Source organism: Alteribacillus bidgolensis (assembly GCF_002886255.1).
Lineage (GTDB): Bacteria > Bacillota > Bacilli > Bacillales > Marinococcaceae > Alteribacillus > Alteribacillus bidgolensis.
Genome location: NZ_KZ614149.1, coordinates 3770566 through 3795976, shown reverse-complemented (window position 1 = coordinate 3795976; position 25411 = coordinate 3770566). Strand labels below are relative to the sequence as shown.

Genomic DNA, 25411 nt, shown 5'->3' with positions numbered 1-25411 from the left:
CAAAATTTATTTAATAATCATAACTGGACAATGTACTCGTTTAGCTACTTTATGACTTACACTTCCAAGTACCATCGTCTGCAATTGATTCAAACCGCGGCTTCCTAACACAACACAGTCATAGTCTCCGTCATTGGCAAATTTAACAATCGCCGGACCTGGTTCACCGTGCTTTAAATGAATATCATATGGAACGTTGTTTTCTTTAAGCTTTTTTTCAATCGGTTCCAATTTTTCTTTTCGTTTTGATTGAATAAGCTCCGTGTTTCCATAGTGCAAAACATCTGCTTTTGATTTATCTCCGTCAACAACATAGACAATATCGATATGAGCTTTTTCTTCTCCTTTTACTAATGCAATAGCATGATCGGCTGAACGACGGGAATGTTCTGATCCGTCTGCGGCTAGCAATACTTTTTGATACATTCTCTTCTCCCCTTTTTTTCATACACTTATTTTCTTATTATAACGTTTTTTTCTATTAAAGAAATTCACTATTTGACGCACCTCAAAAGCTAGAGGTTAGTTGCTATTCTACTATCTATCAAAAGAATCTATCAATTCTGATAGTGTCCTATAAAAACTAGGCCCTTGGGTTAAATATAAAAAATGCTAATATATAAAAATTTTTTTATCTCAAATAAAAAACTACGGCATGCCCAAAATCGACATGCCGCGTTTATTTACCACTTTAATGACCTGAGGACAAGCCTTCTAATTTATTCATGAGCTTAGAACTTTCTTTGTTTAATCCGCTCAAAGTTACTTCAACATCTTTCTGTTCAAACTTGTCTTTTACTTTCTCTATTGCTTCTACAGCTGAATCATCCCAAATGTGAGCGTTTGAAAGATCAATCTCTACCTTTTTCACACCTTCATCGTTGTATTGAAAGCTTTTAACAAAATCGGTTACCGAAGCAAAAAACAATTGCCCATCCACTTGATAGATTTTTTGTCCAGCTGATTTACCAGCAGCTTCGGATACTTTCACTTTAGAAATTTTCGCTGCAAAGAAGATAGCACTTAAAATAACTCCAGCCAGCACACCTTTTGATAAATCATGGGTAATAACTACGGTAGCAACCGTCACGACCATAACGGTAGAATCACTTTTTGGCACTTTTGTTAACATTTTTATAGAGTTCCAATCAAAGGTACTAATAGATACCATAATCATAACGCCGGCAAGAGCTGCCATTGGTATCTGTACCACTAAATTACCTAAAACAAGAATTAGAAACATTAAAAATACTCCAGCCACCAATGATGATAACCGGCCCTTACCACCTGATTTGACATTAATAACTGATTGTCCAATCATCGCGCACCCGGCCATACCGCCAAAGAATCCAGTAACAACATTGGCGTATCCTTGGCCTCGGCATTCTTTATCCTTATTACTTTCAGTATCAGTCATGTCATCCACAATAGACGAAGTTAATAAAGATTCAAGTAAACCAACAACCGATAAAGCCAGCGCATAAGGAAACACAATCATCAATGTTTCGAATGTTAGCGGAATTTCCGGCAAAAGAAAAACAGGCAATGTATCAGGAAGCGCCCCCATATCACCTACCGTACGTACATCTGCACCAATGAAAATAGCAAGCGCACTTACGATAATAATAGCAACCAACGTAGAAGGGACAGCCTTCGTAAGTTTTGGCAGCAAGTAAATAATAAACAGGGTTAAAGCGACTAAACTATACATCATCCAGCCTTCGCCCTCAAAGTGCTCCATTTGCGACATGAAAATAAGAATCGCAAGGGCATTTACAAATCCCACCATTACTGACCTTGGAATAAATTTCATCAGCCGCGATAATTTACTAAATCCAAAAACGATTTGAATAATACCAGTTAATATAGTTGCGGCTAACAAGTATTCCAGTCCATGATTTGCAACGAGGGTAACCATCAATAACGCCATTGCTCCTGTTGCTGCAGAAATCATACCAGGACGGCCGCCTACAAACGCAATCACCACAGCGATACAAAACGATGCATACAATCCAACCATAGGATCTAATCCTGCAATAATGGAAAAAGCGATTGCTTCAGGAATCAATGCCAAGGCAACAACCATACCCGCGAGTACATCACCACGGATATTTCCAAACCATTCATTTTTTAATTTTGCGGTATTCACTTTCTCTTTTCCCCTTCTTTCTACTTATTTTTGTTGGGTGGGAACCAGCTCCGTTCTGTCTTTAATTGCCCGCACCCTCTCGTCTTGTATAGTGGCTTTTGCCCTCCAAAAGCCGGCGTTGTGAACAAACGGATTTTACCATAAATATTGGATCTTACCAAACAGCATGTAAGCGTTCATCATTGGATAAATTCTCTTTCATTTGTAGTTTTTTCTCTCATATACTCCAATTTTCATTTTGTTTCACAAATTATAACAACCTTTCTTTCTTCTGGTTAGGTCCTGCTATTTTTGGGAAATTAATAAAGAGGATTTCATTAGCAGCAAGGAGGTTATTTATGTACCAATCTTTCATTTTTGATGTAGATGGAACACTTATAGATACAGAAGAGGCAATACTAAAATCTCTGAAAAGTGCCCTTAAAAATGGGGTTGGAGATGACTATTCGATAGAAGAGTTAAAGCCAGTATTGGGTATTCCTGGAGATGATGCATTAGAAGTGCTTGGAGTAAATGAAAAACAACGAAAAGTTCGGGAAGAATGGCTTCATTATATGGAATCTAACCGTAAGCTTGTAAGAGTCTTTCCAGGCATTTATGATACATTAGAGAAGCTGAAAAATGAAAAGTACTGTATCGGGATTGTCACCTCCAAAACAAAAAAGGAATTCAAGGAGGAAGTAGAACGATTTGACCTTCATCCTTACGCTGATACCATTATTTGCGCCGATGATACCGATAAACATAAACCAGAGCCTGATCCGTTAATGGCTTATTTAAACAAAAGCGGAGAAACAGCAGAAAAAGCAGTATATATAGGGGATACACTGCACGACGAAAAATGCGCTCATTCTGCTGGTATCGCCTTCGCTTTAGCTTGCTGGGGAGCTGTTCAGCCTGAAAAATCAAACCCCGATCACATGCTGCACACCCCAAAGGAAATTCTACAATTAACAAAATAAAAAAAAGAGACTCTTTTCTCGGAGTCTCTACCGGGGGGCTTAAAGTTTGCCTTCCCACTCACTGTAAAATTGTTCGAGATAGCTCACCATATAACGTTGTCTTTTGTTAGCAATATCAATGGCTGTGTTTGTATTCATTAAAGATTTTAATCGAAGCAGTTTATCATAAAAATGTTCAATCGCTGTATGGCGTTTTTCTTGATCAGGAGAGGCTGGTATATGTAATTGTTCACCTATTGCACCTGCATAAGCAAATGCTCGTGCAATACCTATAGCACCTATTGCATCAAGCCTATCCGCATCTTGGACAATTTTTCCTTCAAGAGTGCTCATAGAAGAATTGTCTCCATTTCCATAAGACATTGTTTTGATAATATCTATAATTTGTTCAATTTCTTTATCATCTTCAAGATATGTTTGCAGCCAATCCTTCACATGATTAATCGCTTCTGCTTCGGAGTGATTTAACTTTTTATCTGCGAGATCATGAAGCCATGCCGTGAGTTCACAAATGTATACATCCGCTCCCTCTTCTTCTGCCAGTTCTACCGCCCAGACCGCTACTCGGTGAGTGTGCCAGTAATCATGGGCTGGGTCTGTACCTTTAAAAAATTCCCATGCTTTTTGCTTCGCTTTTTCGATGATGTCCTGTTTTTCAGTCATGGTTAAACCCACCTTCATTAATATATCAACAGCTTTCTGCTTTCTATTATTTATTTTTTCTATCTTTATGCGCTATTTTCCTTCTATCCCATATTTACAAATGTTCACTCCACAAACACTATCATTTGTATTAAAACTTTCCAACGATAAATAAAAGATAATTATGATAAAATAATGGTTATGCATAAAATGCGAAGGAGGATCAACCTTGCGCTATTTAACAAAACCAAAGATTCGCGCTCTAGCTGGCAGTACTATCTACTCAAGAGGCTTATCCTACTGGGAACAAAACAGGGTAGAGGATTTGTCTCACAATACGGCAGGATCTTTCACAAAAATAAAGGCCACTGTATCAGGCTCCCTTCCATACAATGTCCATCTGCTGTTTCATGAAGATGGAGAATTACAGGAATATTCATGTACCTGTCCTGCCCATACAGGCGGCATGGAAATATGTAAACATATTACGGCTGTACTCATTTCACTATCTCCTGCTCTTGATACTCCTCAAAAGAATAAAAAGAGAGAACGGAGAGTGCAGAAGAGATTTCATAAATCACAGGAAACGGAAACAGAGAAAACAGCCTCATTAAGAAAGCTGTTTGTTGATTATTTTGCCGGCCGCATGCAGACTGTAGAATCCGTTGGAGAAGCGTTACAAGCAGAATATATGCTTACTTTTCATACGGATTATTACCAGCCGCAAGAACAATTTTTTTCTATTGAACTAAAAATAGGAACGGATAAATTATACGTCGTCAAAGATATCGAAGCTTTATTATCAGCGATGAGGCAGCGATCATTGCTCCCTTTCACAAAAAAATTTACGTTTGACCCTACGTATCACTATTTCGAAGAAGCAGATCTTAATGCCTTAAGACAGCTTGAAGAAGTCATTCGAAATCAAAAATGGACCGGCCGGCAAACTAGCTTTTTTTATCCGGAAAAAAAATCTCAGTCAGAAATAACGATTCCTCCTGTTGCTGCAGAACAAATGATTCAAGCGTTAACAGACTGCGTGAATGTTTATATAAATCCTGCAGTAGGCAGCCCCGTTCCATTAGTCATTAAACAGCATTGGCCGGGGACATTTGAATTGAACAGGGAAGGAAATAATTTTTTCTTATCATATTCGTCTTTTGAATACCCGCCGAAAAAAGTCAGTCTTACACCATACTACATTTGGAATGACCGGCTTTATGAAACATCTGATGAAAAAGACCACTCTACAAAGCTTTTATTCCACATGCTGATGGACACACCTAAAGGCCGGCTTCCTTTAGAAAAGACGGAGTTAGAGCAAGTGTACTCTAATGTGGTGAGTTCTTTAAAAGAACAAGGAAGACTGAACATGGGAACAGATGTAGAACAACATGTAGAAGAGCATTCTTTGCAAAAGAAAATTTATTTAGACAAAAAAGATAACGCATTATTAGCAGAACCTTTGTTTTCTTATGGACCCCACTCTCTTCATGCTGTTACAGAAGAAAGAAACATCGCTGAAGATAATGCTTTAATTGTTCGCGAAACGAAAAAAGAAGAGGAATTGCTTCAGTTAATTGAATCAGCTGGATTTCATTGGAATGGTGAAGCATTGTCATTAACAGATGAAGACTCTATTTTTTACTTTCTCACCAGCATTTTGCCGGAACTTAAAGAAATTGCCGATGTGTTTATGAGCAGAGACGTAGAAAAATTGCTCGTTCCTGCGTCTTCTTTTTCCATCGATTCTTCATTAGACGAGTCTTTAGGCTGGCTTGATATTTCCTTTCAAACCGATGATTTAAATGAAGAGGATTTATATAAACTGATGACTTCATTAAAAGAAAAGAAACGGTATCACAAAACAGGTGATGGACGTTTTGTTTCCTTAGACAACGAGATACTAAATGGCATTAAGGAAATGCTGAATGATACAGGTGCGGCTCCAGAAGATTTGGAAAATAATACACTTCGGCTTCCTGCGTATAAGGCGTTTCAAGTAGATAAATATTTAAACACGGGTAGACAATGGCATAAAGATGAAAGTGTCCAAAAGTTATTAAATGATATACGCTCTCCTGAGAAATTTGAAGCATCTATTCCTGAAGAAATTCAGGGTACCCTTCGAGATTATCAGGAAAAAGGCTTCCATTGGTTTAAAGCTCTAACTGCTTATGGATTCGGTGGTATTTTGGCAGATGACATGGGACTTGGTAAAACGTTACAGACTTTAACCTATATATTGTCTGAAAGAAAACAACGTTCTGACGCCCCGCCATTTTTAGTAGTAGCCCCGTCTTCATTGGTTTACAATTGGGAGAAAGAAGCGAAAACTTTCGCTCCAACGCTTAAGGTTCAAATCATCTATGGGTCTAAAGCAGAACGAAAACAACAAATTGAAAAAACGGAAAACACGGATGTATTTATTACTTCATATCCTTTGGTTCGAAGAGATGTCGAACTTTATGAAGGTATTGCTTTTCACGGGATAATCTTAGATGAGGCTCAAGCCTTAAAGAACTATACTTCTAAAACGTTTCGAGCAGTAAGAAAACTTCAAACCGAAAAAGCTTTTGCGTTAAGTGGAACACCTATTGAAAATAAAATTGACGAATTATGGTCCTTGTTTGTAATTTTGATGCCAGGTTTATTCCCAGATGTACAGTCTTTCAAAACATTACCAGCAGACAGTGTTAGACACCGCGTTTCTCCTTTTATTTTACGTCGTACTAAAAAAGAAGTTCTAACCGAGCTTCCAGATAAAATTGAAACAACCATCCATTGTGATCTAACTAAAAAGCAGCGAGAAACATATGTTGCTTACTTAAACCGTATTAAAGAGGAAACTGCAGTGCAGCTGAAAACCGGAACGTTCCAGCAAAATCGCATGAACATCCTTTCTAACTTAACCAGACTTCGTCAATTGTGCTGTCACCCCGGTATGTTCTTAGAAGAATATGGAGGCGGCTCTGGAAAACTCGAAGAATTAATGAACTTTATGAAAGACGCCCGTGAAAACGGACAGCGGGTACTTGTGTTCTCACAATTTACGAGCATGCTCTCGTTTATTTGTGAAGCCTTCAAAAAAGAAGGATTGTCTTATTTTTATCTGGACGGAAAAACACCAAGTCAAGAAAGAGTACAGATGTCGGATAAGTTTAATGAAGGCGAAAAAGAAGCTTTCCTTATTTCATTAAAAGCTGGCGGCACAGGACTTAATTTAACAGGGGCAGACACCGTCGTTCTCTTTGACTTATGGTGGAACCCTGCCGTTGAAAACCAAGCTGCAGACCGTGCTCACCGTATCGGGCAAAAACGTGCAGTTCAAGTTGTTAAAATGATTTCTCAAGGTACTATCGAAGAAAAAATTCAAGCTTTGCAAGACAAGAAAAAAGCTTTGTTCGACCAAGTTATTCAATCTGGAGAAACAAGTTTGTCTTCTCTTTCTGAAGAAGATATCAAAGAAATTTTGGAGCTGTAATGACACTCTATTCAAAGATCGCCTCTCTATTAAAGTTAGAGAGACGGTCTTTTTCCTTTTTGCAGCACTTACTTTGGGTAAGTTACTTTAATCCAAAAGTTAAACGATGCTGGAACAAATTTTATGCTTGATGGAAAAGTACTTATTGAAGAAGTAAATGAATTATTAGGAATTGACCTTGAGGATGGACCTATAGACACTATTGGAGGCCTTATACTTTTTGAAAAGCCAGAAGTTCAAGAAGGGGAAAACATTTCATTTGGAAACTGGAAGTTTGCCCCAATAGAGATGGAAGGTCAGCAAATTAGAATGATTGAAGCTATAAAAAAGAAGAGGCTGGATTGCCCTCTGCATAACACTTTCAACTTTTCATTTGCTCTTCTTCAGGATACTCATTTCACCTAATTCTCTTTGTGAAGCAATATAATTCACGTGTATACTTTGTATAAAAAGTGAAAGCAGGTTTAGACCTTTCGACTCCGGTTCGCCTGCAGCCCAAGGTGAGAGAGAGTCAGCTAAAACCTCACAATCTGTGATAATGCCCAACTGATTTACCTCGTTTATGCCTGAGCGGCTGGGCGCTGGGGTTGACCATCGAAAACGCCAAACTTTTTGTATTTTCTTATCTTTTCTTTTTGGGATAGCATTAATAATGTCTTAGACTATGTACTCTCATACTTTATACCGTTAAACTCGTAATGAAGGAAAAAGATATTCTTCCTTTATATCTCCAAGAGCCTTCCTAGATGTAATATCTTCTTCTAGCAAAGGCAAAAATATTTTTTTCTGGTTAGGAAACTCTTCTTTAATCTGTTGAATATAAGAGCGTTCTTGTTTTTTTCGTTTCTCAATAAACATACTGTCTCCAGCATGTTCTGGTAAACATTTATTTACAATTAATGTATCCACCTTTAACTTGGCCTGTTCTAGCATCTGTAAAGCTCGCTTCGTTTCTGCAACTGGGAGCTTTTCCGGTATCAGCACGTATATGTATGCAGTTCGTTTGTTATTAATCAACACTTTTCGCGCCTCGGAAAACCTATCTTTTCTATTCATAAGCACTCTGTAAATCGGATCATCCACTGGTTCTCCGTCATTTAACCATTGTGAATAATTTTCATTAATCGACTGTCTTCTCTTCAGCATCCCTTCTATCCATGCTTCCATCATTTCAGGCAGGGACAATAGCCGCACCGTATGACCAGTAGGTGCTGTGTCAAATACTATGATATCAAAATGTTCTTTTTCTTCTAACACTATCTGAACCAGCTTGTCAAACAATGCCGCTTCTTCTGCACCAGGAGACACAGCAGCCATATCAATCTGTCTATTGACTTCTTCAGCCATGTGGGACTTCACAAGCCCTTTTAAATTGTCTTTCACTTGATTAATGTAGCGCTTGGATTCTTTCTCGGAGCTAATTTCCATGCCCCACAGATTTTCGGTGAGCTGTTTTCTTTTATCGCCAATGTCTGTATCGAACAAATCACTTAGGTTATGAGCAGGATCGGTTGATACGAGCAAGGTTCGCTTCCCTTTTTCTGCAGCAGTGAGAGCAAAAGCAGAAGAAGAAGTCGATTTTCCTACACCCCCCTTTCCACCAAAAAACAAAATCTCATAATTCAACAGTTTCTCCATTATTTCATTCCTTTCAAAACCTGTTTGCTAAAAAACTTGGCTTGCCGCTGACTCCTGTGGCGGAAGACGTAGTTTTACTTATACTTTGATCCTTTAGCAAATTTAAGTTTCCTAAAGTATAAAAAACACCGCTGGCACCTCTTCTATTAGCAGCAGCGTATACCGTTTAGCGGAGATTTATCCATTCCCATTCGCAGGTGCCATTCGTGAAACCTTTCCACCATTTCTGGATATAATTCCAATGTATAGTAAGAAACTGGATTCGGCAGGCCGAGTAATTCTGAAAAGCATAACAGTAAAAAAAGATCGTCTTCATCCCGTATTTCACGTTTGATTTCGGCACGATGGGGGAGCCGCAGCACTTCATCATAAAATTCCATCAGCTTCTTTAAGCTCATCTTCTTATCGGCCATTTCTCTCCCTCCGATCTATATTGACAGATAGTGAAGGGGCTTGCCGGTGAACAGATTTGCCCACACGATAAGCCCCTGTTATTGAATTTATTTTGCCACGTAAAGATTCTATTAATCATTGTCCGGATCAGTATTTGGTGGTTCTCTTCGGAACAGCGCTATAGCTTCAAGCAAAATCCATACAGTGAATGCTAATATAATAGCTCCTAGCACAAATAAAAGAATCTGTGCATCTCCGTCGCCTAACCAAGACCACTGGAAAATGACCTGACTTGTCATTGCCCACATCGTCATAAAAAGCAAGAAGATCATTGGTATAAAGGTGAACAAGAAATTTCGTCCTTTTCTTCTAAGCCAAATGGAAATAAGCAGCAAACTTATACCCGCAAGGAGCTGATTTGACGTACCGAATAATGGCCAGAGTAAATATCCTCCCGAGCCAAAACCACGGTCTCCAGGAAGTAATACAAGCAGTGCACTTGCTCCTACTGCAATACTTGTTGCTACATGCTTTTTCGTAAGGCCAGGTGCACTATACTCCTGTCCGAGTTCTGAGATAATATACCTCATTAAACGTACAGAGGTATCAAGTGTCGTCGCAGCAAAGCTAACAACGATTACTGCTACAATTGTTTCCGCTACGCCTGCTGGTAAACCAAGCCCGGTTGCGAGCTGCCCCGCACCTCCAACAAAATGGGCAAGTCCATCCGCATTTGCTGTATTAAAACTTTCATAGCTGGATAGAAAATCACTTTGTGAAGCAAAGAAGGTGGTCACTGCTAAAATGGTTACAAGTGCTAGAGTTCCTTCTCCGACTGCACCAAAATAACCAACAAAACGTGCATCCGTTTCTTTATTCAACTGTTTCGATGAGGTTCCAGAAGAAACCAGACCATGAAACCCGGAAATTGCCCCACAGGCTATGGTAATAAAGAGAAGCGGGAACCAAGAGACGTCTGTGACCTCTCGTGTAGCCGGCGCTGTTACCTCAGGAGTCGGCCACGTGAAAAATAAACCAAGGTACAAAATAGCAAGCCCTACCACCAGCTGATGCGAATTAATATAATCACGCGGCTGGAGAAGCTTCCAAACCGGAAGAATCGAAGCAATATAAACATAAATCATGAGGACAGCAATCCAAATTAAAAATGCCGATGAAACTGCATCTAAACCGAACAAGCCGGTTGCTTCTTCTCCACCAAAATAAGATACCAAATCGATTTGTAAAGCAGGAGTAGTGCTGGCAATAACTGCTGCTGCATACATTACAGCCAGTGCTACAAGAGATGGCATAAGCATATTTTTTCCTTTTTTATTAACCGTATAACCGATCCAAATCGCAAGCGGTATCTGAATAAACACCGCCAGGACGCTTGCTGGAAATGTTATGAATAAATTCGAAATAACCCAGGCAAATACTGCGTTGACCATGAGAACCAAAATTAGAATAATAAACAAAAATAACAGTTTTGCACGCCTTCCAATAATACGTTCCGCCAGGGTTCCAATCGATTGCCCTTTATTGCGAACAGAAAGGACAAGCGTCCCAAAATCATGGACACCAGCTGCAAAAACGGTCCCTAATACGACCCATAAAAAGGCTGGCAGCCATCCCCAATAAACAGCTACTGCCGGTCCTACAATGGGCGCTGCTCCAGCAACAGAAGTAAAGTGGTGGCCCCAGAGCACCCATTTGTTTGTCGGTACAAAATCCACACCATCCCGGAATTGATAGGCTGGTGTTTGATAATTAGGATCCAGCCTGTAAATACGCTCTGCTATAAACTTAGAATAATAACGATAACCAAGAGCAAACACAATTAACCCGATAATTGCTAAAACAATAGCTGGCATAACCGTTCACACTCCTTTTCAACTGTCTTTTTATATCTTTTTCTGATACCGCTTACAGAATTAATCTCACCACCTTCCCTTATTCATACGTTTTTATGTTTTAACAATTCGATTATAAAAGAAAAAATATAATTTTGCGAATAATATATTTATTTGCAAATGGAATATATAAACATCTCATTCGTTTGCAAACATTTTAATATATGCTACATTAAAAGAAATTCTATATGTTCACTAGGGGTGTCATTGACTGAGAGAGACGATTGTCTCAACTCTTAGAACCTGATCTGGCTGAGACCAGCGTAGGGAAGTGGTGTGACAAGCATTCTTACTTACAGGTTGTTGTCTGTAAACACCATCCCCTCTTCCCCCAGTGGCAGCGAAAGGGGATTTTTTGAGTTATGCAGAATAATCGTTTGCTGATTATGTTAGAAATTGCTTTTATGGCAGGACTGTCAATTATTTTAAGCTATATTGAATTTAGTGCTCCATGGGCGATGGGAGGATCCATTTCACTAGTTATGGTCCCCATATTTATTATTGCTTTTCGCCGAGGATGGAAAGCAGGGATGATGACCGGTTTTTTAACTGGAATCCTTCAAATTCTTTTCGGCGCCATCATTGTCCATCCTATACAATTTATACTCGAATATCCGATTGCTTATGCCGTTCTTGGGCTGGCTGGTTTATTTGTCAGCAGAAATAACTTTAAACATGAAGTGCCCGTTTTCCTGATCATTATTGGGGTTGCTTTTGGTACGCTTCTTCGTTTTATCGACCATTTCAGTGCAGGGTTAGTATGGTTTGGTGAATATGCTCCAGACGGTGTACCGGTTGTAACGTATTCAGCAGTATATAATGCTTCTTATCTCGTTCCTGAAATGCTTATAACCATCTTTGTCGTTATCCTTATTTCAAAATATAGGCCTCAGTTTTTCTATGATGGGCGCAGCGTCCATTCTGCTGCTTAATCATTTTTTGGTCCTCCGTTGCCTTTCGCACACTGATGTGCATGTAACGGAGGCCTTTTTATATACATATATAGAAGCCTTATCTTAATAAAAAGGGGAACGACGATAATGAATAAAAATATCGATACCCGCCTGATTCACGGAAATTATTCTTGCCGGTCATACCTCGGTAGTCTCATACCACCAATATTTCAAACTTCTACTTTTTCGTTTACATCTGCTGAGGAAGGAGAAAGAAGGTTTGCCGGAGAAGAAGACGGCTTTGTTTACTCCAGATTAGGAAACCCTACTGTTCAGGAACTAGAATATAAAATAGCTGACCTTGAAAACGGGGAAGAGGGAATAGCATTTAGTTCCGGGATGGCCGCCGTTTCTGCTGTGTTGACCTCGGTTGTAAAAACGGGTGACCATATTCTTGTTTCAGAAGGTATATATGGTTGTACCTTTGGTCTCCTTCAAATGTTAAAAGAACGATTTAATATTGATTTTAGTCTTGTCAATATGGATAAGAAAGAAACCATTGAATCATTATTACGACCGCAAACAAAAGCTATTTACGTAGAAACACCCATTAATCCAACGATGAAATTAGTTGATTTGCAAATGATTAGTAACATTGCCAAGCAGCACAACCTCTTCTATATCGTGGACAACACTTTTTCTTCCCCTGTTCTACAAAGGCCGCTGGAATTAGGAGCAGATGTCGTTTTACACAGTGCCACAAAATACATCGGGGGTCATGGAGATGTAATCGCCGGCCTTGCAGCAGGTAGCGCAGATTTTATATCTCTTGTAAGGCGTTCCTCTCAAAAAGACATGGGAGGTATCCTTGGACCATTTGATGCTTGGCTGCTTTTGCGAGGTATAAAAACCTTGTCTTTACGGATGAATCGTCACTCTGATAACGCCAAATTACTCAGTGAACGATTAAAACAGCATCCAAAAATCGAAAAAGTTTACTATCCCGGCGACCCGGACTTTCCTCAACATTCATTAGCAGCTTTGCAAATGGATCATTTCGGAGGATTAATAAGTTTTGAACTAAAAGGAAACAAAGCAGCAGCTCAGTCGTTTATGAATCGTCTTGAAATGATTCGAATTGCGGTTAGTTTAGGAGATGCAGAAACGTTAATTCAACACCCTGCCACGATGACCCATGCTGTTGTCCCTTACGACACGAGAAACAAAATGGGGATTAGTGATCGCTTATTACGGCTGTCGGCAGGACTTGAAGCAGAAAAAGATATATGGCAGGACATTGAACAAGCTTTGGATGCCTTATAATGTCCTTTTACCAGTTAAAAAAGTATTTTAATGCTAAGGTAATGAGTGTATAACCAAGAGATCCTGCCAAAAATGTTTTAAAATGTGCATTTTCCTCAGATGGCAGTTCTTTTTTCAAAACATTCAACACCATTGCCCCGGAAATAAATGCAAACACAATAGCTAGAACAAATGAAGGGAGCGGAGCAAACACCCCTGTTACCCAGCCGGCCACAATTCCGACAGCAAGCAGGTACCTTCCTAGTGACTCGTACCGTTTGCTGTCTTCCCTCCACATATCGTGAGAAACAGCCATAAAATGAAATCCAACCGCAACACCATAAAACACGGCTTCAATACCTTCTATATCAGAAGCAAAAATAATATAGGAAATAAGCATATTATACAGCGCAAAAAAAACCACTTGAATCCAGAAAAAGTGACCTTCTCCTTGTTCATGTTCCCTAGCTGCTCTTTCTGCTGCTTTATGTACTCCATAGAAAATAAGCAGCCCAAAGAGCCCCAAAATATATAATTCCGATTCCATCGTCAGCCCTTTTGTTTCGGAAAAACCTTCTTGCTCTTTATGTAAGGATGGAAGTACATATACAAATACATAAGAAACGGCAACCCCGCCTGAAAAAGAAAGCCACTTGAATCGGCCGATTGCGGAAGACGAAATAATTTTATTGGCAAATAACTGCACGAACAGATATACAAGAACTAATGCAAGCGAATCAAATGTCATATTACCTTCCCTTCTCCCTGAAGCAATATTAAAAGTTTCCCCTTGCATCTTAATGAAAAAACCTCACACCAAAAAAAGCATATATCAGTAGTAAACTTTCCCACTTCTTCGTTAAGTCAATCGTCTAAATGCCGCTCAAGACCTAGAAACTCGCCCCCCACAAAAAACTGCCATTCGTGATACACGAATGACAGTTTCATAGGTAAGTTATAAAACGAGATAGATTTCTTCGTTTTTCACTTCTGTTTGGAATTTTTTCACGCAGCCTTCATCAGGTGCTTCCACCAAACCTGTTTCTACGCTTATTTTCCAATCGTGAAGCGGACAAAACACGTGATCACCACTAACTATCCCTTGAGAGAGAGGACCCTCTTTATGGGGACAGCTGTTTTTCAATGCGTTAACCTTACCTTTATTTGTTTTGAATACAGCAATCGATTCACCATTAACGATGACTTCTTTTGGAACACCTTCTACTAAATCATCGATACGACAAATCATCACTTGCTTCTCATCTTTGGTAGATTGCATTTTTTTTATTCCCCTTTTCTAATCAAAAATTATTGAATAACTTCCAATTGTTTTTTCTCATACAATTCTTTTTGCTTCGCTTCGTTTTCGGTCACTTCCGCCCATGGATCTTTTGGACGCGCACGCAGAGCTCTTTCCATATTTTCAATGAGCTGTTTGCGTTTTTCTTCGTCCTCTAATATTACAGATCGAATATGGTCAAGTCCCACACGTTCTACCCAATGCGAAGTTCTTTCAAGATAGCGTGCATCCTCACGGTAATATTGTAAAAAGGCGCTCATAGTGTCCAACAACTCTTCTCCAGTTTCGATTTTGCAGAATAAGTCTCCACCTCTTAAATCAACACCGCCATTACCGCCAACATACATTTCCCAAGCTCCTTCGACACCGACAATACCAATATCTTTGATTCCAGATTCAGCACAATTTCTCGGACAGGCTGATACTGCCATTTTCACTTTATGAGGCGTATTCAAGCGTTCAAACTTCTTTTCAATTTGAATACCCATTCCGATAGAATCCTGGGTCCCAAAGCGGCAGAAGTCTTCCCCAACACATGTTTTTACGGTTCTGATTGATTTTGCATACGCATAGCCTGAATTCATACCAAGATCTTTCCAAATTGAAGGTAAATCTTCTTTATTTACACCAAGCATATCGATACGTTGTCCGCCTGTCACTTTCAGCATCGGCACTTCATATTTATCAGCAGTGTCCGCGATTTTACGAAGTTGATCAGGATCAGTCACCCCGCCGTACATACGAGGGACAACCGAATAGGTACCATCATTTTGAATGTTTGCATGTACTCTTTCGTTTATAAAGCGGGACGTATGATCATCTTCATACTCTTCCGGCTTATTAAGCCCAAGATAATAGTTGATAGCTGGCCGGCATTTAGAGCAGCCCTCTTCTGATTCCCAGCCAAGCACATTCATTACTTCTCTAGTGAAAGATAATTGCTTTTCCTTAATAGCTTCTGATACTTCATCATGAGAGAGGTCTGTGCAACCACACATAGGCTCCTTTTGATTGCTTACTGCTTCATCGCCAAGGGTTGCGGATAATAAATCAGAAACAAGCGGTTTACATCCGCCACATGAACGACCTGCATTTGTGTGCTTTGTCACGTCGGCAACAGTAGAAAGTCCATCGTTGTTAATTGCTTCTACAATTTCTCCTTTACAAACACCATTACAATCACAAATCTGTTCATCATCTTCCATAGAAATCACTGGACTTTCTCCTGAACTATTCTCATCCTCAGAAGGCAGAATAACCGCTTTGTTCATATCCGAAATATCCTGCCCTTTTTTCATCATGTCAAGCAGGCGCGGAGAGTCGGAAGTATCGCCATATAGAACAGATCCAACTACTTTATTGTCTTTCACAACTACTTTTTTATAAATCCCTTCAAACTCATCATGTACCCTTATGGCACGAGTATCTTCTTCATCTTGAAACTGGCCGGCTGAGAAAAGGTCAACTCCGGAAACTTTCAGCTTAGTATACATTAAAGATCCATGATAACCTTCAGTCTCTTTGCTGCATAAGTGATCAGCCAATACTTTTCCTTGTTCATATAACGGTGCTACTAAACCGTAAGCGATACCGTTATGCTCCGCACATTCTCCAACAGCATAAATATCTTTTGCGCTTGTTTCCATATAATCATTGACAACAATGGCCCGCTCTGTTTTAAGACCCGTATCACTAGCTAACTCTATATTTGGCTTAATTCCAACAGCCATAACAACCAGGTCTGCTTCTAGGAAAGAACCATCTTTAAACTTTAAGCCTTCTACTCTGTCTTTACCTTTTATCATTTCTGTTTGCTTACTCATATGGAAGCGCATGCCTTGCTCTTCAAGATCCCGGCGCAGCATATCAGAAGCCGGTGCATCTAACTGACGCTCCATTAAATAATCAAAAATGTGAATGACTTCTGTTTCCATATTTAAGTTTAATAACCCTCTAGCTGCTTCCAGACCTAAAAGACCGCCACCTATTACTGCTGCCTTTTTATAATGCTTGGAAGTTTCTATCATTGTTTCACAGTCTTTAATATCGCGGAAGGCTATAACTCCCTCTTTATCCGCACCAGGTAATGGGAGCATAAATGGATTAGAGCCCGTCGCAAAAATCAAATGATCATACTCACATACGATTCCGTTTTTGCTATGAATCTTTTTTCTTCGTTTATCTACTTTTACAACCGGATCGCCAGTGTATAATTTAATACCGTTATTTTCATACCAATCATAATCATTTAATATAATATCTTCTACGCTGCTGTCACCTTGAAGAACGGATGACAGGGCGATTCTGTTGTAGTTAGGATGAGATTCTTTTCCAAATACAGTAATTTCAAACCGATCAGGATCTCTTTTTAAAATTTCCTCTATAGTTCGTATACCAGCCATACCGTTTCCTATTAAAACTAATTTTTCTTTGGTCATTTTTATATCCACTCCTTTTAGGATTTATCCAATATTTTGTATCTGCTTTTCGCCTAAAGCTTCTATTATGGTCTCTGTATTTGAAAGTACCCGCAGTATAGCATTTGGCACATAACCATGTTCCTTAATCATTTGAGCTGTCTTTGATCCTATACAAATAAATGAAAGTTCAGGCAGAGCATCTGCTGTTTGCTCTTTCACGTCTTCAAGCATTTTGCAGAGCAAACTGGCGGAAGTTTCCGTACGAAGCAACACACTGGTTGCGTGCCCTTCTGTAATTAAACGGTTTATTATTTCTGCCATATTATTTGATAAGTGGCAATCTTCTGCTTTTATGTTATAAACTTCTGCTCCAGCTTCTTTTAAATCATCAGCAAAATCCTGATCTGTATTGTCACTGGATAAGGTTATAACACCTTTTCCGCTTAACTCCTTTTCTCTCACCCATTGGAGCGAATCATGAAGTTTAGTCACATCTCCCACAACAATTACCGCTGGGTTACTCATCTCTTTTTTTTCTGCCATAGCCGGTATGTGCTCTAAAGGACCTGTTATCGATCGCTGCCTGCCGTAAGTTCCCCATTCTGTAACAAGCGTGCTAGTACTGCGGTCTTTGCCTTCTTTAATGAGCTGTTTTGCTATATAGGGAAGATTTTTTATTCCCATGTAAAAGACAATGGTGTCAACCCCCTTTGCTAAATCTCCCCATGCGATATCCGGCTTCCCATCTTTATTTTTACTGTGTCCGGTTACTACTGCAAAGGACCGAGAATACTCTCTGTGTGTTAATGGAACTCCTGAATAGATAGAAGCAGCACTCCCAGCTGTAATTCCCGGAATAATTTCATAGGGGATTCTGTGCCCGCTTACTGCTTCTGCTTCTTCTCCCACTCTCCCGAAAACTGCCGGATCCCCGCCTTTTAGTCGTACAACTTTATTTCCTTTTTTGGCTTGTATGATTAATTCTTTTTGAATATCACTTTGACGAAGTGTATGCTTACAAGGCTGCTTGCCGCAATATATTAACTTTGCATTATGTTTTGCTTCCAATAATAGAGACGGATGAACGAGACGATCGTAAATGATGACTTCTGCTTTTTGCAGTGCTTTCAAGCCTCTCACTGTAATCAATTCTTGATCTCCGGGACCTGCACCCACAAAGTAGATTTTCCCTTTGTTACTCTTCATTCGTCTCTCCACCTTTTGCTGAAAAATTTATTATCTTTATCTTGATTACATTGTAAGTTAAACAAGTTAACACGTGGGCTTTCGTGTTAGATAACCTAACACATTTTTTCCTTCGTTTCTAAAGAAAACTTGGCTAGCGCCAAGCCTTTAGGTGAAGGCGATTGCCTAGTTGCACTTATACTGATTTCCTTAAAACTTTGACGACGTCACTGATTCATTCATGCTAAAATTTTATACTTTCCTATCAGTGTAAAATAATATCTGTAATGCTTTTTATCATTTCCTGCTCTTTCATTTGGTTTTTGTTTCCTCTAAATTATTTACTGCGCTTTCTTTAAATTTTGTAAAGCAGCTTCCTTGCCGGTTTCTTTTTTTCCATGTGTGAAATAAAGGGCGGCTCCTGCCAATAGAAAAGCACTTACTAGGTTTCCAAGCAGAACTGGTATTTGATTCCACAACCACCAGTCAGCTATGGTGACTTCTGCTCCAAGCATCATTCCAGCTGGGATTACAAACATATTAACGACTGCGTGTTCAAACCCTTGTCCAAAAAATATTAAAATTGGCAGCCACATTGCTGCAATTTTTCCGATTGTTGACTTAGAAGTCATTGCCATGATTGCCCCTAAAGCTACCATCCAGTTACATAAAATAGCTTTAATAAATTCCTAACCCAGCTCCGCCGAGTGCTGCGTAGCCGATTGTTTTTGTCTCTGCAACAGCAATGAGCAGCTCTGACATGGCACTTGGACCAGCTGTTCCAAACTGAGTAGTGGCTGCTACAAACAAAAGCGCATAAAAAATGCTTCCGATCAAATGCCCTATGATCACCCAAAACCAATTGTGTAGCATCCCGGCTGTTGAGACTTGTCCATTTAATTTGGCAGCAGGAAGTAATGCAAAATTCCCTGTCACAAGTTCAAGCCCTAATAAAATAATCATTACAAATCCTACGGGAAAAAGGATAGCTCCCATCATATCAATACCAGTTTGAAGATTAGCCGTGAACGCCAGTGTCGTTGCGTACCCTAAAAAGGCACCTGCCAACCCTCCCCTGATTAATAAATGCTTAATGGAGAGATTTGCTTTAGTCTTTCCTGCTTGTATCATGTTTTCAACTACTTTGGCTGGCTGTACACTATCCAATACCTTTCCCCTCTCTCTGTTTTTCTTTTATTCACACTGAGGAGCATTATAAGGGAGCTATTTTGACTTGACTTCATATATGTAATGTAATCTTACACACTTTTTTAATATGGTGGGGAAAGGAGAAAAAACGGACAGAAAAAGCGGCAAATTTTTCATGTCTTCAAGTTATGGTACGGCTATGTGAAGAATAAATTTATTTAAAGAAACAAATATTAATAAAAGAGGAGGAAAACGATGGCTGGATATTTTAGGAATTTTATGGAGAAAACAAAAATCACGTTTCAACAAGCAAGTGCGCTGTTCAAAGAGCAATTATACGATATTACTGGAACGTCTACCGCTACAGTTGGACAATTGGCAGAATATATTCAAAGCCACAATGAGGTCAAAAAAACGGAAAAAACATTTTTGGGCATGTCCTTTACTTTTTACCAGCTTAACGAAGATGGCATTTATTATTATTTGGAAATGAGAGATTCTTATATTTTACAAATGGACGTTTATACTGCTGATCACAATATTGTATTCTTTCGTTCTTATCGTGATCAACATACTATAAATGACCCTTTAAAGTTTCCTTAACGTTTGCCAAGAACTGACTTATGGGACAACCCCCTATTATAAGGATAGCCAGATCTATCATAGATCTAGGTTATCTTTTTTCAGATAATCAGGGTAGCTAGCAGAGGACGCCCCCCCTTGGGCAGCTATTCCGTATTATAAAAACTGTCCCCCTCCCTTCTGGTCTTTTGAGCTGGTTGGGAGTTGCATGAGATGCAATGCAATGAAAAGTCAAAGAGAGCAGAGAAAGCAGCCAATAAAATAAAGAAAGAGGAAATAACTCCTGTAGTTGGTATTGGTGTGTCTAAAGGAGAGTGATGGGGTTACTTTTAAAAATCAAGGACAACCTCGGGTTCGGTATTTCAGTTAACCCATACCCATAATGAGTTAGAATAGAACCATCCAATCTATCCCGGGTATTAGAGAAAAAACAGCCGCAACTATCGTACCCAACGATTGGTTTGATGCCCCGTAGCTGCTTACACAGGGGTAACCCAAGTATTTATCAATCTGGAAACCTTAAGAACTAAACTCCCTCAGTTTGATTCAATTTGCTAACGGGGATCAAAAAAATGGAAATCAGCTTCCTATTATAGAAGCTGATTTGTCTCGTCTAATAAAGTATAATACAATCAAAAGTTATTTTTCACTTTCACTTGACTTTTAGTTAGCTGTTTTTTTGATAGGGACGTACGGATACAGCAGCTCGTTTAAATCCAGGCATCCGGCAGACAGGATCGAGCTTTCCATCTATGAGGTTGTTGATATTTTGTTCCCCACCCCAGTGCATAGGAGCAAACAATGTATCTTTTCTTATATGTTTAGAATAACTGCAGCGAAGCAGTGTTTCTCCTCGTTCCGACGAGATAACGGTTAACTCACCGGGCCGGATTCCATAAGAACGAGCTGTGTCCGGGTGAACATACACAAACGATTCAAATTCTCGTGCCAATAGACGAGAACTTTTCTGCGTTTGAGCCCCGCTTAAATAGTGATTCATCGTTCTTCCCGTTGTCATATAAAGCGGGTATGTTTCATTTACAGATTCTTTTATTTCCAGAGATGGCTTGTTATAAAATAATCTAGCTTTTCCGTCTTCTGTTGCAAAGGAACGTGAAAACAAAATAGGCTCCCCTACGGTTTCTTCACTCGAACAAGGCCAAAAGACTCCTGATTCTTTTCGAATCCGTTCGTACGTTATTCCATAGTAATCCGCTTTTCCACCTTTAGAAGCCAGCCGCAATTCATTAAACACTTCTTCTGGTGATCTATAATTAAAATATTTCTCTTTGCCTAAAACTGCTGCTATTTCAGATATAATCTGCCAGTCATGTTTGGTTTCGCCGACCGGTTTACGAGAAGCTTCACGTAAGGTTACACGACCTTCCATATTCGTTAATGTTCCTTCATCTTCTAAATATGATGTTGTAGGCAAAATCACATCTGCATACGAAGCAGACTCTGTCATAAACATTTCAGCAGCTGCCATAAAAGAAAGGGAAGAAAGAGCTCGACGAACAAGGTTTGCGTTTGGATTCGAAATAACAGGGTTTGAGCCTATAAGAAATAACCCTTTAATCTCTCCTTGTTCCATTCGTTCCATCATTTCATACGCCGATATTCCTTTTTCAGGAAGCTCTTGCTCTTTCACTCCCCATACATGAGCAATATATTCTCGATCTTCTTTGTTTTCTATAGACCTGTAGCCAGGAAGCTGATCGGCTTTTTGACCATGTTCACGTCCACCCTGCCCATTGGCCTGACCAGTGATAGCCCCGTACCCGCAGGCTCGTTTACCTATTTTTCCAGTTAGAAGCAAAAGGTTAAGAAAATGGCGTACCGATTCATGTCCATCCGTTTGCTGCTCTACCCCTCTGGCTGTAAAAATCATACCCGTATTTGCACTGCCAAATCGAACAGCCGCTTCATGAATATCCTGAACTGTGAGCCCTATATCTTCACATACTTCTTCAACAGATATTTCTCTTAAGCTTTCCACTAGCTCGGTATAACCGCTCGTCCTTTCTTCACAAAATGTTTCATCTTGTAACTGTTCTTCTATCACCATTTTTTCAAGCAGCTGAGCAAGCTGTCGATCATTACCTGGTTTTATTTTGAGATGCAGATCTGCCAATGCTGTTGTATCTGTTTCTCGTGGATCAATTACAATTAGAAAAGCACCATTTTCTTTCGCTTGTTCTAGATAAGGAACGAATGTGGGCTGGCATTCGGCTACATTTGTACCGGCAAGTATAATACATTTTGTCTCAGGAATTTCCTCTAACCGATTAGTAAGTCCTCTGTCTAAACCAAATGTTTTCATACTAGCTGAAGCAGCAGAAGACATGCAAAAACGGCCATTATAATCAATATATTTTGTACCAAGACCAACACGGGCAAATTTTCCGAGCAAATAAGCTTCTTCATTCGTTAAAGAGCCTCCGCCGTAAACAGAAACGGAGTCAGATCCATGCTCTGTTTGAAGGGCATTTACATTCTGTTGGATGACGTTTAACGCTTCTTCCCAACTAGCCTTTCGAAAGTCTCCATTCTCCTTAATTAACGGGGAAGTAATACGTTCTGGATGAATGGCATGCTGATAGGCATTTTTGCCTTTAACGCATAGACGCCCCTTGGTTGTTGGATTATCCATACCAATGGTTTTATAACGGTATCGTCCTGAACTTTTTTCCTCTATGACTTTCTTTTTGCATTGCATACTGCAAAAAGGACATTGTGTTTCATAAACCGTTTCTTCTGCTGCTGTTTTTTGACGTTCCCGAAAGCTGGCAAGCATGCTTTCATTCATAAAGGTTCCTCCTAACCTGCTGTGTTCGCTAAAGGGTAATCATCTCTTTTTTCATTTTCCATACATCACTCACTTGTTTTTCCATCCGATAGAGTAATCCTTCCCTCTCTTCTTCTGATAAAAGAATTTCTCGAATAACAGGCGGTGACATCCTTATCATCCAATCTGCAAATGCTTCTTTGTAATGAGCACTTTCCCGGTAATACTGTATGATGGTTGCTGTTATTTCCTTTAGATCTGCGCTTGAAAACACATATAAAATAAGACGATCCTCACTTCCACTAACGTGCATTTCCCACGTATCCCCGCTTCTGACAAGGGTGAATCCGTTACGTTTTACGGAAGCAGGGTACGTTTTTGTTGTTTCTATAGAAAATGGGGCGGGAAACGATAACGGAAATAAGAAATGTTCCAATTCTTCCAGCTCGCTTTTTCCATCAGGCACTTTTAAGGAAAACGGTTCTAATTGTGCTGATGGATGTGCAGCCATCGGTGTGGAAGTCGCTTCACAAACCATTTCTGCATCATTCATGGATACATCGGTCAGCATTACTCTGCGGTCTCCAGTCATTTTCAAGGAAGAAAAAGACATAATATCGGCCAAACGTATCCAGGTACTTAATACTATTGGTGTTACATCTTCTTTTATGGGCAGGGATTCAATAGTTACAGCGCCGGTCTCTTCTTTATGAATCCACGGAGGTGAAGTCAGCTCTGTCTGTCCATGTACAGACAAATAATAGTGAAGGGCCGGCAAACAAGTATCGCATCCTTCTGTCCTCCATTCAACCGAAGATATTATATCTGATATATCTTTCCAAATTCCTTTATATATTAATTCCCGTACCTCTTCGTCCTCTAAGGAAGTACAAGAGCACATCGTTTCTTTCCGTGCTTGGTGCTTACATTGATCAAAAACACGAAGCAGACCTGAAACGTCCCCTGAACAGCCGCCGCATGAGGAAGAAGCTTTCGTTGAAGCCTGTATAGTACTCGGGCTTGGGTCTTTTGTTGCTGCTATATGTTGAAGAATAGTTTGCTTGTTTACTTGATTGCATTTACAAACAATAGTTTCTGGAGAAGAATCAATCAATTCCTCATTCATATTTTTATCGGAAAGCAGCTGGTTTTTTTCTTGAAAAGATAAGGCTTTTTGAATAATAATTCGTTTTGAAATATCATCTGCTGAAGAAGTTTCACCAAATAAAATAGCTCCTTTAATCACATCATCTTGGAGTACCAATTTTTTATATAGCGGCTTCGTGCTGTCCGCATGCACAATACTATCTGTTTGTTCGGATTCCTCGATGCTGCCAGCAGTGAACAAATCAATACCAGCAATTTTTAAATGGCTGTAGGACGGTGAGCCGTTATAAGCTGTTTTCTGCTTATCACAAATATGACTTGCAGCAATTTCAGCCTGTTCATATACTGGCGGAACAAGTCCATAAGAAATACCGTTATGTTCGATACATTCTCCTATTGCATACACATCCGCTGCACTTGTCTGCATATAATCATTAACTTCTATGCCGCGGTTTGTCTTAATCCCGCTTTCTTTAGCAACTTCTATATTCGGCTTAATGCCAACCGTAAAGAGTACCAGGTCAGTATCAATTTCCGTACCATCTTGCAGGATCCCGCGTTCTACTCGTTTCTTCCCTTTTATACTTTCAAGTGATTGATCGAAATAAAAAGAGATACCACGCTTTTCTAATTCCCTCTGTAAATATAGAGAAGCAGTGCCATCTAGCTGGGGAGTCAATAAAGTATCGCCTCTTTGAATGACGTTTACGTCCATCCCTGCTTTAGAAAGACCATAAGCTGCTTCTAATCCTAAAAATCCAGCACCTACTATAATACCTCGTTGTGCTTTTGCAGCCAGAGCTTTAAGGTCCTTTGCGTCTTGCAAAGTTCTAAAAGTATATACTCCTTTTTTATCATGTCCCGGGATATTTAATTGAACTGGGTTTGAACCTGTTGCTAAAACTAATTGATCATACGGAAATGTTTCATTTCTATTCGTATAAACGAGTTTTTTATCTGTATCTATCCGAATAATTTGTTCATTTACATGCATGTGTACGCGGTTCTCCTTATACCACGCATCTGTATGAGAAAACAAAGAAGTTTCATTTGTTTCATTTTGTAAATAAGAAGAAAGTTTGACACGATTATAATGAAGCGTTGGTTCCTCACCAAAAGATCTTATAGAAAAAGAGTCACTATCGTGAGAAATGATCGTTTCTATGAAACGCAATCCGCTCATACCGTTTCCTATAATAATTAGTTTCTTTCTCATTTTTCTCCCTCCAGCAGAACGTTCCATCTCTATTTTCACATTCTTAATTTTCATTGTTTCTTATTTAAAAAAGATATTCTACAAGTTAGGAAGGAAACATGACATAGTTTTTTATTTTATTATGTTAGAAATGATAACTTCTGGGATAAGTGTTAGTGTCTAGGAGTGATCAAGTAGTTTAGTTCTGCGTGGCATAGTTTCATTGTCAACTGTCCTCCTCTGCAGTGCTGAAAAATAGGAATGGAGAAGAATTTTTGTCTAAAAGTTATAGACTTGACAGCAAACCAC

The 25411-nt window shown here is 39.4% G+C and carries 20 protein-coding genes and 1 riboswitch; of the genes, 6 read left to right on the top strand and 14 right to left on the bottom strand.

Annotated elements, in window-relative coordinates; genetic code table 11:
- Window positions 1-6 precede the first annotated feature (6 nt).
- Both CEF16_RS18850 and CEF16_RS18845 read right to left on the bottom strand, forming a co-directional pair.
- Window positions 7-426, bottom strand: a complete 420-nt coding sequence (locus CEF16_RS18850; RefSeq protein WP_091584726.1) for a universal stress protein — start codon at window positions 424-426, stop codon at window positions 7-9.
- A gap of 265 nt (window positions 427-691) precedes the next feature.
- Window positions 692-2149, bottom strand: coding sequence for a SulP family inorganic anion transporter (locus CEF16_RS18845; protein ID WP_091584724.1), 1458 nt, complete (start codon window positions 2147-2149; stop codon window positions 692-694).
- Between the two features lie 338 nt (window positions 2150-2487).
- Between CEF16_RS18845 and CEF16_RS18840 the strand changes: the two genes are divergently transcribed.
- On the top strand, window positions 2488-3111 hold the full coding sequence (locus CEF16_RS18840) for an HAD family hydrolase (protein WP_091584722.1): 624 nt from the start codon (window positions 2488-2490) through the stop codon (window positions 3109-3111).
- A gap of 39 nt (window positions 3112-3150) precedes the next feature.
- Here CEF16_RS18840 and CEF16_RS18835 read toward each other — a convergent pair whose 3' ends face one another.
- Window positions 3151-3774, bottom strand: a complete 624-nt coding sequence (locus CEF16_RS18835; protein WP_091584720.1) for an HD domain-containing protein — start codon at window positions 3772-3774, stop codon at window positions 3151-3153.
- 208 nt (window positions 3775-3982) lie between these two features.
- Between CEF16_RS18835 and CEF16_RS18830 the strand changes: the two genes are divergently transcribed.
- On the top strand, window positions 3983-7237 hold the full coding sequence (locus CEF16_RS18830; protein WP_091584718.1) for a DEAD/DEAH box helicase: 3255 nt from the start codon (window positions 3983-3985) through the stop codon (window positions 7235-7237).
- 123 nt (window positions 7238-7360) lie between these two features.
- On the top strand, window positions 7361-7642 hold the full coding sequence (locus CEF16_RS18825; RefSeq protein WP_091584716.1) for an HlyC/CorC family transporter associated domain-containing protein: 282 nt from the start codon (window positions 7361-7363) through the stop codon (window positions 7640-7642).
- Window positions 7643-7924: 282 nt separating this feature from the next.
- Here CEF16_RS18825 and CEF16_RS18820 read toward each other — a convergent pair whose 3' ends face one another.
- From CEF16_RS18820 to CEF16_RS18810, 3 genes are all read right to left on the bottom strand, one after another.
- Window positions 7925-8875 (bottom strand): ArsA family ATPase, encoded by a 951-nt coding sequence (locus CEF16_RS18820; protein ID WP_091584714.1) that lies wholly within the window; start codon window positions 8873-8875, stop codon window positions 7925-7927.
- 146 nt (window positions 8876-9021) lie between these two features.
- A complete protein-coding gene (locus tag CEF16_RS18815; RefSeq protein ID WP_175488355.1) occupies window positions 9022-9288 on the bottom strand; it encodes a cory-CC-star protein in 267 nt (88 codons plus the stop codon).
- A 111-nt stretch (window positions 9289-9399) separates the two neighbouring features.
- A complete protein-coding gene (locus CEF16_RS18810; protein WP_091584712.1) occupies window positions 9400-11142 on the bottom strand; it encodes a carbon starvation CstA family protein in 1743 nt (580 codons plus the stop codon).
- Between the two features lie 226 nt (window positions 11143-11368).
- A riboswitch (TPP riboswitch) is annotated at window positions 11369-11468 on the top strand.
- A gap of 75 nt (window positions 11469-11543) precedes the next feature.
- Here CEF16_RS18810 and thiT point away from each other — a divergent pair.
- Both thiT and megL read left to right on the top strand, forming a co-directional pair.
- On the top strand, window positions 11544-12113 hold the full coding sequence (thiT, locus tag CEF16_RS18805; protein WP_091584710.1) for an energy-coupled thiamine transporter ThiT: 570 nt from the start codon (window positions 11544-11546) through the stop codon (window positions 12111-12113).
- Window positions 12114-12221: 108 nt separating this feature from the next.
- Entirely contained in the window at window positions 12222-13397 is a 1176-nt protein-coding gene (gene megL, locus CEF16_RS18800; RefSeq protein WP_091584708.1) for a methionine gamma-lyase, read from the top strand.
- Window positions 13398-13404: 7 nt separating this feature from the next.
- On the opposite strand, the gene CEF16_RS18795 is transcribed toward megL, so the two are convergent.
- From CEF16_RS18795 to CEF16_RS24985, 6 genes are all read right to left on the bottom strand, one after another.
- Window positions 13405-14124, bottom strand: a complete 720-nt coding sequence (locus CEF16_RS18795; protein ID WP_091584839.1) for a hypothetical protein — start codon at window positions 14122-14124, stop codon at window positions 13405-13407.
- A gap of 207 nt (window positions 14125-14331) precedes the next feature.
- Complete coding sequence (gene nirD, locus CEF16_RS18790; protein ID WP_091584706.1) at window positions 14332-14655, bottom strand: nitrite reductase small subunit NirD; 324 nt, start codon at window positions 14653-14655, stop codon at window positions 14332-14334.
- A gap of 29 nt (window positions 14656-14684) precedes the next feature.
- Complete coding sequence (gene nirB / locus CEF16_RS18785) at window positions 14685-17114, bottom strand: nitrite reductase large subunit NirB (protein ID WP_091584704.1); 2430 nt, start codon at window positions 17112-17114, stop codon at window positions 14685-14687.
- Window positions 17115-17138: 24 nt separating this feature from the next.
- Window positions 17139-18302 carry a uroporphyrinogen-III C-methyltransferase gene (gene cobA, locus CEF16_RS18780; RefSeq protein WP_091584702.1) on the bottom strand — a complete coding sequence of 388 codons (1164 nt, stop codon included), beginning with the start codon at window positions 18300-18302 and terminating at the stop codon, window positions 17139-17141.
- A 320-nt stretch (window positions 18303-18622) separates the two neighbouring features.
- Window positions 18623-18913, bottom strand: a complete 291-nt coding sequence (locus tag CEF16_RS24990; RefSeq protein WP_281259191.1) for a formate/nitrite transporter family protein — start codon at window positions 18911-18913, stop codon at window positions 18623-18625.
- A gap of 46 nt (window positions 18914-18959) precedes the next feature.
- Window positions 18960-19448, bottom strand: coding sequence for a formate/nitrite transporter family protein (locus CEF16_RS24985; protein ID WP_281259190.1), 489 nt, complete (start codon window positions 19446-19448; stop codon window positions 18960-18962).
- Window positions 19449-19685: 237 nt separating this feature from the next.
- Between CEF16_RS24985 and CEF16_RS18770 the strand changes: the two genes are divergently transcribed.
- Window positions 19686-20033: a hypothetical protein gene (locus CEF16_RS18770; RefSeq protein ID WP_091584698.1), complete on the top strand. Its 348-nt coding sequence runs from the start codon at window positions 19686-19688 to the stop codon at window positions 20031-20033.
- A gap of 646 nt (window positions 20034-20679) precedes the next feature.
- On the opposite strand, the gene nasC is transcribed toward CEF16_RS18770, so the two are convergent.
- Together nasC and CEF16_RS18760 are read right to left on the bottom strand one after the other, a co-directional pair.
- Entirely contained in the window at window positions 20680-22821 is a 2142-nt protein-coding gene (gene nasC, locus CEF16_RS18765; RefSeq protein ID WP_091584695.1) for an assimilatory nitrate reductase catalytic subunit NasC, read from the bottom strand.
- A 28-nt stretch (window positions 22822-22849) separates the two neighbouring features.
- On the bottom strand, window positions 22850-25123 hold the full coding sequence (locus CEF16_RS18760; protein WP_170032133.1) for an FAD-dependent oxidoreductase: 2274 nt from the start codon (window positions 25121-25123) through the stop codon (window positions 22850-22852).
- Window positions 25124-25411: the final 288 nt, after the last annotated feature.

Coding starts and splice junctions, on each gene's coding strand:
- CEF16_RS18850 (WP_091584726.1), bottom strand. CDS start 426: ATGTATCAAAAAGTATTGCTAGCCGCAGACGGATCAGAACATTCCCGT.
- CEF16_RS18840 (WP_091584722.1), top strand. CDS start 2,488: ATGTACCAATCTTTCATTTTTGATGTAGATGGAACACTTATAGATACA.
- CEF16_RS18835 (WP_091584720.1), bottom strand. CDS start 3,774: ATGACTGAAAAACAGGACATCATCGAAAAAGCGAAGCAAAAAGCATGG.
- CEF16_RS18825 (WP_091584716.1), top strand. CDS start 7,361: ATGCTTGATGGAAAAGTACTTATTGAAGAAGTAAATGAATTATTAGGA.
- CEF16_RS18820 (WP_091584714.1), bottom strand. CDS start 8,875: ATGGAGAAACTGTTGAATTATGAGATTTTGTTTTTTGGTGGAAAGGGG.
- CEF16_RS18815 (WP_175488355.1), bottom strand. CDS start 9,288: ATGGCCGATAAGAAGATGAGCTTAAAGAAGCTGATGGAATTTTATGAT.
- CEF16_RS18810 (WP_091584712.1), bottom strand. CDS start 11,142: ATGCCAGCTATTGTTTTAGCAATTATCGGGTTAATTGTGTTTGCTCTT.
- thiT (WP_091584710.1), top strand. CDS start 11,544: ATGCAGAATAATCGTTTGCTGATTATGTTAGAAATTGCTTTTATGGCA.
- megL (WP_091584708.1), top strand. CDS start 12,222: ATGAATAAAAATATCGATACCCGCCTGATTCACGGAAATTATTCTTGC.
- CEF16_RS18795 (WP_091584839.1), bottom strand. CDS start 14,124: ATGACATTTGATTCGCTTGCATTAGTTCTTGTATATCTGTTCGTGCAG.
- nirD (WP_091584706.1), bottom strand. CDS start 14,655: ATGCAATCTACCAAAGATGAGAAGCAAGTGATGATTTGTCGTATCGAT.
- nirB (WP_091584704.1), bottom strand. CDS start 17,114: ATGACCAAAGAAAAATTAGTTTTAATAGGAAACGGTATGGCTGGTATA.
- cobA (WP_091584702.1), bottom strand. CDS start 18,302: ATGAAGAGTAACAAAGGGAAAATCTACTTTGTGGGTGCAGGTCCCGGA.
- CEF16_RS24990 (WP_281259191.1), bottom strand. CDS start 18,913: ATGACTTCTAAGTCAACAATCGGAAAAATTGCAGCAATGTGGCTGCCA.
- CEF16_RS18770 (WP_091584698.1), top strand. CDS start 19,686: ATGGCTGGATATTTTAGGAATTTTATGGAGAAAACAAAAATCACGTTT.
- nasC (WP_091584695.1), bottom strand. CDS start 22,821: ATGAATGAAAGCATGCTTGCCAGCTTTCGGGAACGTCAAAAAACAGCA.
- CEF16_RS18760 (WP_170032133.1), bottom strand. CDS start 25,123: ATGAGAAAGAAACTAATTATTATAGGAAACGGTATGAGCGGATTGCGT.